Annotated in this window: 11 protein-coding genes; 7 read left to right on the top strand and 4 right to left on the bottom strand. The window is 66.2% G+C overall.

Annotated elements, in window-relative coordinates; all coding sequences use genetic code 11:
• Positions 1–219: 219 nt before the first annotated feature.
• Positions 220–429: a cold-shock protein gene (locus AC1DJN_RS18145; RefSeq protein WP_025876765.1), complete on the top strand. Its 210-nt coding sequence runs from the start codon at positions 220–222 to the stop codon at positions 427–429.
• Positions 430–517: 88 nt separating this feature from the next.
• Here the strand turns inward: AC1DJN_RS18145 and AC1DJN_RS18140 are convergent, their stop codons facing one another.
• The gene (locus tag AC1DJN_RS18140; RefSeq protein ID WP_032978839.1) at positions 518–1,012 is read right to left on the bottom strand and encodes a glycine zipper 2TM domain-containing protein; all 495 of its coding nucleotides are present in this window, start codon (positions 1,010–1,012) and stop codon (positions 518–520) included.
• Positions 1,013–1,142: 130 nt separating this feature from the next.
• Positions 1,143–1,577, bottom strand: coding sequence for a cytochrome c (locus AC1DJN_RS18135; RefSeq protein ID WP_025876769.1), 435 nt, complete (start codon positions 1,575–1,577; stop codon positions 1,143–1,145).
• Between the two features lie 79 nt (positions 1,578–1,656).
• Here AC1DJN_RS18135 and AC1DJN_RS18130 point away from each other — a divergent pair, with 79 nt between their 5' ends.
• A complete protein-coding gene (locus tag AC1DJN_RS18130; RefSeq protein WP_032978845.1) occupies positions 1,657–2,484 on the top strand; it encodes a tRNA threonylcarbamoyladenosine dehydratase in 828 nt (275 codons plus the stop codon).
• Between the two features lie 78 nt (positions 2,485–2,562).
• Here the strand turns inward: AC1DJN_RS18130 and AC1DJN_RS18125 are convergent, their stop codons facing one another.
• Positions 2,563–3,333 (bottom strand): TatD family hydrolase, encoded by a 771-nt coding sequence (locus tag AC1DJN_RS18125; RefSeq protein WP_442251776.1) that lies wholly within the window; start codon positions 3,331–3,333, stop codon positions 2,563–2,565.
• Positions 3,330–3,545: a DUF6116 family protein gene (locus AC1DJN_RS18120; protein WP_442251775.1), complete on the bottom strand. Its 216-nt coding sequence runs from the start codon at positions 3,543–3,545 to the stop codon at positions 3,330–3,332. The genes AC1DJN_RS18125 and AC1DJN_RS18120 overlap by 4 nt, the downstream gene beginning before the upstream one ends.
• 163 nt (positions 3,546–3,708) lie before the next feature.
• Here AC1DJN_RS18120 and AC1DJN_RS18115 point away from each other — a divergent pair, with 163 nt between their 5' ends.
• The 5 genes from AC1DJN_RS18115 to AC1DJN_RS18095 all read left to right on the top strand — a co-directional run.
• Positions 3,709–4,548, top strand: a complete 840-nt coding sequence (locus tag AC1DJN_RS18115; RefSeq protein WP_025876774.1) for a glycine zipper 2TM domain-containing protein — start codon at positions 3,709–3,711, stop codon at positions 4,546–4,548.
• Between the two features lie 98 nt (positions 4,549–4,646).
• Positions 4,647–5,204 carry a GNAT family N-acetyltransferase gene (locus AC1DJN_RS18110; protein ID WP_442251774.1) on the top strand — a complete coding sequence of 186 codons (558 nt, stop codon included), beginning with the start codon at positions 4,647–4,649 and terminating at the stop codon, positions 5,202–5,204.
• A gap of 164 nt (positions 5,205–5,368) precedes the next feature.
• Positions 5,369–6,028: a glutathione S-transferase family protein gene (locus AC1DJN_RS18105; RefSeq protein WP_032978854.1), complete on the top strand. Its 660-nt coding sequence runs from the start codon at positions 5,369–5,371 to the stop codon at positions 6,026–6,028.
• An 89-nt stretch (positions 6,029–6,117) separates the two neighbouring features.
• On the top strand, positions 6,118–8,397 hold the full coding sequence (locus tag AC1DJN_RS18100; protein WP_478013643.1) for a thiamine pyrophosphate-dependent enzyme: 2,280 nt from the start codon (positions 6,118–6,120) through the stop codon (positions 8,395–8,397).
• 3 nt (positions 8,398–8,400) lie between these two features.
• Positions 8,401–8,902: asparagine synthetase B family protein (locus tag AC1DJN_RS18095; RefSeq protein WP_478039661.1), on the top strand; the 502-nt coding region annotated here is incomplete at its 3' end.

Here is an 8,902-nt window from a genome sequence, read left to right as displayed (position 1 = left end):
CTTTATGGGGTTGACAGTGAAAGGTTTTTGCCAGTTGCTTTTTCGTTTTGGTCGGGTTAAGTTGCAGTCGCTGAGCTTGGCAAGGTCACCGTGGATCGTGGCCTGATGAAGCAAGATCGTTCCGATCCGCTGCATCGATGCACCTCGCTTCCCCCTTGCTTGTCAGCCGCCCAACAGGCGTATCCAACAACAAGTAGAGAGTCAAAGGGAGTTAGTGAGATGGCTGATCGCGAGAACGGTACCGTGAAGTGGTTCAATGATGCCAAGGGCTTCGGCTTCATCAGCCGGCAGAATGGCGAGGATGTGTTCGTGCACTTCCGTGCCATCGAGACCCAGGGCTTCAAGAGCCTCAAGGAAGGCCAGGCTGTGAGCTTTGAAGTGGTGCAGGGCCAGAAGGGCCTGCAGGCCGACAAGGTCCAGCCGGCGTAATACCTGCCGCTTGCCGGCATGAAAAAGGCCCGCGCAAGCGGGCCTTTTTTTGTTGCTCCGGTTCTGATCGGCCGGGGCCCGCTGCGGTTCAGCGCAGGATGACCTTGCCGTTGACCACGCGGACATAGGTGTTTTCGCGGATGCCGCCGAGGTCGCGCTGGTTGACCACGATGGTGCGGCCGTCATCCATGCGCACGCTGATGTCATACGTATCGCTGGTGACGTTCTTCTGGATCTGGTTGCCCGCCAATGCGCCACCCACGGCGCCAGCGGCGGCGGCGATGTTCTTGTTGCCGCGGCTGCCGCCGGTGTGGTCGGAGATCTCATGGCCGGCAACCGCGCCGACGATGCCGCCGAGGATCGCGCCGGTGGCGGAAGGCGCGGTACGGCCGGACTGCACGGCATTGATGCGGGTGACGATGCCGCAGTCGGCGCAACGGCCCTGGTTGTAACCGGAGTTGTTGCCGTAGCCGCCGTTGTTGTAGCCGTTGTTGTAACCACCACCGCCGTAGCCCGGCGAGGTGGCACAGCCGGCCAGGCCGACGGTTGCGATGACACTGGCGGCGATGAGCTGGATCTTCATGGGGCATCTCCTGGCCGTGAAGGCGGGTGCGTTGGGTGGTACTGCGTCATGCAGCAGGGTGAGCGAATCCTCCTCTTTCCAACGTGAACAAGGCGCCAACCACCTCGGCCTTCGCCCACTCGAAGATGAATCAGCGGAAGTCCTGATGACAGGCCCGGCAATCGTCCTGCAGTGCCTGGACCTGCTGCGCCAACGCGTTGCAGTCGATGGGCGGGCTGGCCAATGCCGCATTGAGATCGGCCCGGTACTGGCTGGCGTGCTGCTGGAACTGCCGGCTGTCCTTCAATCCGGGGAAGGCCTGGTCCAGATCGTTGGACAGCAGGCGCAGCACCTGCAAGCGCGGGACGCTGTCGGCCAGGCTGCAGCGGTTCTGCTGCTGAGCCTGCTGCAGCAGATCCGCCTGCCGCTGCATTACCTGCATCAGGCTGTCCGGGAACGGATCGCGGCGTGCCTGCAGTGCGCGGCCGACCATCACCGTGGCAATCAGGCCGATCAGCAGGCCCAGGCCGAGCACGAACAGATAGCGGTAGGCGGTGGACGGGCGGCGGGGTGGGCTGGCACTCATGGCGGGCGCTCCGGGCGTGCAACGGTGGGTTCGGCGTCGTCGTGCTGTAGTCAGGGGACCTGCACGTTAAAATAGCTGGATGAACGAACAGGTCAAACAACGCTTCGCCGGTATTGAACGGCTGTATGGCGTCGGCGCGCTCGAGCGCCTGCAGGGCAGCCGTGTTGCCGTGGTCGGCATGGGCGGCGTCGGCTCGTGGGTGGTGGAGGCGCTGGCGCGCTCGGCGGTGGGCCATCTGGCCCTGATCGATGCCGATGACATCTGCGTATCCAATACCAACCGCCAGCTGCCGGCGCTGGAAGGCAACTACGGCCGCAACAAGGCCGAGGCCATGGCCGAGCGCTGCCGGGCGATCAATCCGCAGATCGAGGTCGACGCCGTGCAGGCGTTCCTGACCCCGGCCAACATGGCCGAACTGCTGGACCGCGGTTTCGACCTGGTGATCGATGCCTGCGACAGCTTCCGGGTGAAGGTGGAAACCATCGCCTGGTGCCGCCGCCGCAAGCTGCCGTTGCTGACCGTCGGCGCGGCTGGCGGCCGTACCGATCCCACCCTGGTTCGCATCCGCGATGTCTCGCGCACCGAGCATGACGCGATGCTGGCGCTGATCCGCAAGAAGCTGCGCAGCGAATTCAACTTCCCGAAGAATGCCAAGCGCTATTTCGGCGTGCCGGCGGTGTATTCGCTGGAAAACGTGAAATATCCGCAGGCCGACGGCAGCGTCTGTGGCCTGCGGCCGAACCTGGGCGCGGATGCGGCCCTGAAGCTCGATTGCGGCGCCGGCCTGGGCGCGGCCACCCACATCACCGGCGCGTTTGCGTTCGCGGCCGTGGGCAAGGCGCTGGAGATGCTGCTGGAGCCGAAGAAGGTGAAGGCCGAAGTGCCCGAGGATCACGCCGACGCGTGATCGGTAGCGCCGGGCCAGGCCAGGCGAGCGCACAGCGCGACCAGCACAATGCCGCCGGGCATGGCCCGGCGCTACCGGTCAGGTGGGCAGGTTGAACAGCCGCCGTGCGTTGTCCGTGGTGGCCTGCGCCACTGCATCCAGTTCCATCCCGCGCAGTGCGGCGATGTGGCGGGCGATGACCGCCAGCCGCGCCGGCTCATTGCGCTGGCCACGGATACCCGCGTCGGGCTGGTCCGGCGCATCGGTCTCCAGCAGCAACTGCTCCAGTGGCATCGTGCGGACAAGCCGCTGCAAGCGCTGCGCTCGCTCGTAGGTCAACGGTCCGCCCAGGCCAAGCAGGAATCCCAGCTTGTGCAATTGTGCGGCCTGTTCCGGGCTGCCGGAAAAACTGTGCACCACCCCGCGCAGGCCACCGATGCGGCGGATCGCGGTGATCACCGCATCCACTGCACGGCGGGCATGCACGATCACCGGCAGGTCAAACTCGCGCGCCAGCGTCAGCTGGCCGAGGAAATAGTCCTGCTGGACCTCGGCATCCAGGCCCTCGACGAAGAAATCCAGCCCGCATTCGCCGATCGCGCAGGGCTGCTCCTGTTCGATCCATTCACGCAGCTGCGGCAGGTGTTCTGGCCGGTGCTGGTCCAGGAACATCGGGTGCAGGCCATAGGCGGGGTAGAGCCCCATCGCCTGCTGGCAGACCTCGCGCAGCTTTGGCCAGCTGGCCGCAGTGACCGCCGGAACCACCTGCCACTGCACGCCGGCAGCGCGTGCGCGCTCGATGACCGCCTCGCGGTCAACGTCGAATTCGCTGGCATCCAGGTGGCAGTGGCTGTCGACCAGCAGGTTCAACGCTGCTCCAGGGGCGGTGGCGTGGTCGCGCTGCGGCTCTTCCAGTTGGCCAGCAGCAGGGTGCCAAAGCCCAGCATCAGTTCGTCGACGAACGGAATCGGGTCGGGGATGAACAGGGTCAGCGCGAACAGGCCCGCGGTCAGCTTGAACAGGGTGGGGTAGCGCAGCTGGCGTGCCCATTGCAGGACCGGCAGCAGCATCGGGTTGGCCATGGCGGAGGTCCTCCTGGGGAATGTGCAAACGCTACCACGGGCCCAGCATTTCCAGATGCTGAATGGGTTACGGCGGTGAGCAGGAAATGTGGAGATTCCGTTCAGGCACCGCATGCTGCAATCTGGCCTGAGAACGTTGCGGACGGTCCGCAAGGAGCAGGTCATGAAAAGCACAACTACAACTGTCCTGGTCGCAGCGGGCGCGCTGCTGGTCGGTGGTATCGCCACCGCCGCCTTCATGAAGAGCGGCGACAAGTCGCCGGAGCAGCTGAGCGCCGGAAACCCGAGTGAATCGCGGCTTGTCGATGGCAATGCCACCGACGATGGCGCACGTGGCGACGCAGTGGACGCCAGTGCGCCGCGTGGCCTGGAATACGCCGATGTGCTGAAGGTCGATCCGATCACCGAGAAGCAGAAGGCCTATGCCACCGTGATCGGCACCGATCCGGTACGCGAGACGTCCACCACCCAGACCCCGCATGAGGTCTGCCAGGACGTGGTGGTGCAGGAACGCCTGCCCGAGCGTGATGGCAACGTCGGTGGCACCGTGGTCGGTGCCGTGGTCGGTGGCCTGCTGGGCAACCAGGTGGGTGGCGGCAATGGCAAGAAGGCCGCGACCGCTGCCGGTGCCGTGGCCGGTGGCTTCATCGGCAACCAGGTCGACAAGCGCCATGTGGGTGGCCGCGTGGTCAACCGCACCGAGCGCCAGTGCCACACCGAAACGGCGACCTCCGAGTCGAGCCGTGTCACCGGCTACAACGTGACCTACCGCAATGAAGACGGCACCACCGGCACCATGCGCATGGGCAGCAAGCCGGGCAACCGCATTGCCATGGGCACCAGTGACGTGGTCAAGGGCTACAACGTGACCTACCGCTACGACGGCGCAGAGAAGACCGTGCGTATGGACAACAAGCCGGCCAGCGATCGCCTGCCGGTAGTGGATGGGCAGCTGGTCACCCAGACGGCTGCAGCCGGCGACGCGACCGCGAACCGTCAGTAATTCTCCGGCAACATCGGTAACGAACAGGCCAGCCTCTGCTGGCCTGTTTTTTTATGGGTGGGGTTCATCCACGCGTGGTGTGGCTCTACCATGACGCCATGAGCATCTTTGACCTGCGCATCGAAACCGAACGCCTGATCCTGCGTCCGCCGCAGCGGCAGGACTACGCCCCCTATCTGGCGTTCTGCGCCGATGAGGAGGTGATGCGCACGCTGGGCGGTGTGCAGGCGCCCTCGGTGGCATGGCGCAGCTTCTGCAGCCTGGCCGGCGCATGGCAGCTGTTCGGCTTCTCGATGTTCAGCGTGATCGAGAAATCCAGCGGTGAATGGATCGGTCGCATGGGGCCGTGGCAGCCGCAGGACTGGCCCGGCACCGAGGTCGGCTGGAGCATCCGACGGGCCAGCTGGGGCAAGGGCTACGCACCGGAGGCGGCGATCGCAGCCATCGACTGGGCGTTCGATACGTTGGACTGGGATGAGGTGATCCACACCATCGCCGAAGACAACGAAAATTCGAAGGTGGTTGCACGCAAGCTCGGCAGTACGCTGCTGCGCATGGGGCAGTTGCCACCGCCCTATGAAGGCAAGCCGCTTGAAATCTGGGGGCAATCGCGCGGGCAGTGGCAACAGCGCGCACAGCTGAGCGCTGTCCGGTAGTGTCGGCCGCTGGCCGGCATTCGCACGAATCCAGCTGCATCGAGGTTGCCGGCCAGCGGCCGGCACAACCGAATCGCCATGCTGCACCCGCGCTTGGCAATCGCCAAGCTGCTTGCCAGACTGCGGACAGCCGGCTGCAGGCCGGGATCTCCCTGGAGCAGGCAATGGTGGAAGAACGCATTGCGTTGACGGTGCATGGCATGTCGGTCTCGGGCAATTGCCACAAGGTGCGCCTGCTGCTGGAACAGCTCGGCAGCCGCTACCGCTGGGTGGAGGTGGACAGCGCCCACGGCCAGACCCATACAGCGGAATTTCTTGCCCTCAACCCCAATGCCAAGGTGCCGTTGATCGTGCGCGACGACGGCCGCGTGCTGACCGAGTCCAATGCGATCCTGTTCTGGCTGGCCGAGGGGACGCCGTATCTTCCCGCCGACGGTTGGCAGCGTGCGCAGGCATTGAGCTGGATGTTCTTCGAGCAGTACACGCATGAACCCTGCGTGGCGGTGGCACGCTTCATCCGCGGCTGGACACCGGCCGACTCGCCACGCCGTGCTGAACTGCCGCGCCTGCATGAGCGCGCTGCCAGCGCGCTGGCGGTGATGGAGCAGCATCTGAGCCAGGCGCAGTGGTTCACCGGCGATGACTACGGTATCGCCGATATCGCCTTGTTTGCCTATTCCGATGTCGCCGCCGACGGTGGCATCGCACTGGATCCATTCCCGCAGGTGGGGGCCTGGTTGCAGCGGGTGCGAGCGCAGCCTCGCTTCGTGCCCATGCCTGCGGTGACCGCCGAGGTGCGCGCGCGGTTCAACGCACCGGATTGATTCCCCTGCAGCGTCGGGCGTGCTCGACCAGCGGAAGGGTCGGGCAGCCTTGGCGTTACGGTCTGCAACAACGACACGGAGGGTGTTCGATGTTCGCTGTGGTTCCTGATCCCATTCCCGCGCGCATGCGCGGTCTCAATCGCGCCGAGGTCTGTGACGTCAATTTCCTCGAGGCCGTACGCGCCTGGCGCGGCATCCCGCGTCCGCGCCCGGCGCCGGATGCGCCGATCCTGCCGGGCAGCACCCTCACCGCCGCCGCCTTCGGCGAACTGTTCGAATCGCAGCTGCTCAGTCGCCAGCTCGACCTGATGGCGCGCGTGCTGCGCGTGCAGAACAAGGTCTTCTACACCATCGGCTCGTCCGGTCATGAAGGCAACGCGCTGCTTGCGCGCGCCTGCCGCCACACCGACCCCGCCTTCCTGCACTACCGTTCCGGCGCCTTCATGGCCGAGCGTGCGCGGCTGGTGCCCGGCATGGATCCGGTGCGCGACGCCGCGCTGTCCTTCGCCGCCAGTGCCGATGATCCGGCCAGCGGCGGCCGTCACAAAGTGTGGGGCAGCAAGCCGCTGTGGGTGCTGCCGCAGACCTCGACCATCGCCTCGCACCTGCCCAAGGCGGTGGGTACCGCGCTGGCGATCGAGAGTGGCAGRCGCCTGAGCCAGCCGCTGCCGATTCCCGCCGACAGCATCGTGATGTGCTCCTTCGGCGATGCTTCGGCCAACCATGCCACCGCGCAGACCGCGTTCAATACCGCGATGTGGTCGGCCTACCAGAAACTGCCGGTGCCGATCCTGTTCGTCTGCGAGGACAACGGCCTGGGTATTTCGGTGAAGACCCCTGAAGGATGGATCGCAGAGCGCTTCAGCCGGCAACCGGGCCTGGACTATTTCTTTGCCGATGGCCTGGACCTGGCGGCCGGACACGCGCAGGTGCAGGCGGCGGTCGAGCATTGCCGGCGCATGCGTCGGCCCACCTTCCTGCACCTGCGCACCACGCGGTTGATGGGCCACGCCGGTACCGACTTCGAAGTGGAATGGCGCGCATTGGCCGAGCTGTGCGCGGCCGAGGCGCAGGACCCGCTGCTGCGCTCGGCGCAGATCGCGCTGGAATCGGGCTGGATGGATGCGGCGGGCGTCGAGGCCGCCTATGAAACCCTGCGCGCGCGCTGCATGGCCGCCGCCATCGATGCCGATTCGCGGCCGAAGCTGCAGACATTGCAGGAAGTGATCACGCCGTTGGCACCCTATACGCCCGCAGCGGTGCAGGCCGAGGCCGAGCGCGTGGCGCCCATCGAGGCCCGGCAGGCACTGTACGGCGGCGCCGATGCGCTGCCCGAACGGCAACCGCCGCGGCATCTGGCGATACAGATCAACCATGCGCTGCAGGAGCTGCTGGGCAAGTACCCGCAGGCGCTGTTGTTTGGCGAGGACGTGGCGCAGAAAGGCGGCGTCTACACGGTGACGCGCGACCTGCTGCGCCGTTTCGGCCCGCGCCGGGTGTTCAACACGCTGCTGGACGAAACCATGATCCTGGGCATGGCCCAGGGGCTGGCCAACATGGGCATGCTGCCGATTCCGGAAATCCAGTACCTGGCCTACCTGCACAACGCCATCGACCAGGTACGTGGCGAGGCCTGCTCGCTGCAGTTCTTCTCCAACGACCAGTTCCGCAACCCGATGCTGGTACGGGTGGCCGGGCTGGGCTACCAGAAGGGGTTCGGCGGCCATTTCCACAACGACAATTCGATCACGGCGCTGCGTGACATCCCGGGGCTGGTGGTGGGCTGTCCGTCGCGTGGCGATGATGCGGTGATGATGCTGCGCGCATTGGCGGCATTGGCCCGCGTGGATGGTCGGGTAGCGGTGTTCCTTGAACCGATCGCCCTGTACATGACCAAGGATCTGCACGCGGCCGGCGACGGCCAGTGGTTGTTCGACTACCCCGCACCCGGGCAGGCGCTGGTGCTGGGCGAGGGCAGGGTGTATGCGCCGGATGCCAGCGATCTGGTGATCTTCACCTATGGCAACGGTGTGCCGATGGCGCTGCGCGCAGCGGTCGCCATCGAGCAGCAGCTGGGCTGGCAGGTGCGTGTGGTCGACCTGCGCTGGCTGGTGCCGTTGAATGCGGCCTTCATCGGCGCCCAGGCCGCCACCGCGCAACGGGTGCTGGTGCTGGATGAAGGGCGCCAGAGCGGGGGCGTCGGCGAGGGCGTGATCACCGCGCTGGTCGAGGCCGGCCATGGCCACCTGCCCGTGCGCCGGGTCTGCGGTGCCGATACCTATACGCCGCTGGCGGGGGCAGCAATGTTCGGGCTTCCAAGCGACAATGCGGTGATTGGCGCCGCCCTCGACCTGGCGCAGGAACCCTGATGCATGTGTGGATTGGCAGGTATGTTGTTGCCGGCGGCACAGACGCCGGCCGAGGTCCTGCAGGCGCAGGCGCTGGCCATGGGCCAGGCGCTGCACCATCGCGGGCCGGATGACGGCGGTACCTGGGTCGATGCCGCCGCTGGCATTGCCCTGGCCCACCGGCGCCTGAGCATCCTCGATCTTTCACCGCTGGGCCACCAGCCGATGGCCTCGGCCGACGGCCGCTATGTGATGGCCTACAACGGCGAGGTCTACAACTTCGCCACGCTGCGCGCCGAACTGGAGCCGCTGGGGCATGCGTTCCGTGGCCATTCCGATACCGAGGTGCTGTTGGCCGCGATCCTGCAGTGGGGCGTCGAGGACACCCTGCAGCGCGCCAACGGCATGTTCGCCATCGCCCTGTGGGACCGCCAGGAACAGTGCCTGTGGCTGGCCCGCGACCGGGTCGGCAAGAAGCCGCTGTACTACGGCTGGGCCGGTGATGCCCTGGTGTTCGACTCGGAGC

The sequence above is a fragment of the Stenotrophomonas sp. 05L414_2 genome (assembly GCF_056397905.1).
Note: the sequence above shows the minus strand (reverse complement) of the source record. Positions and strands in the feature narration are given on the sequence as shown.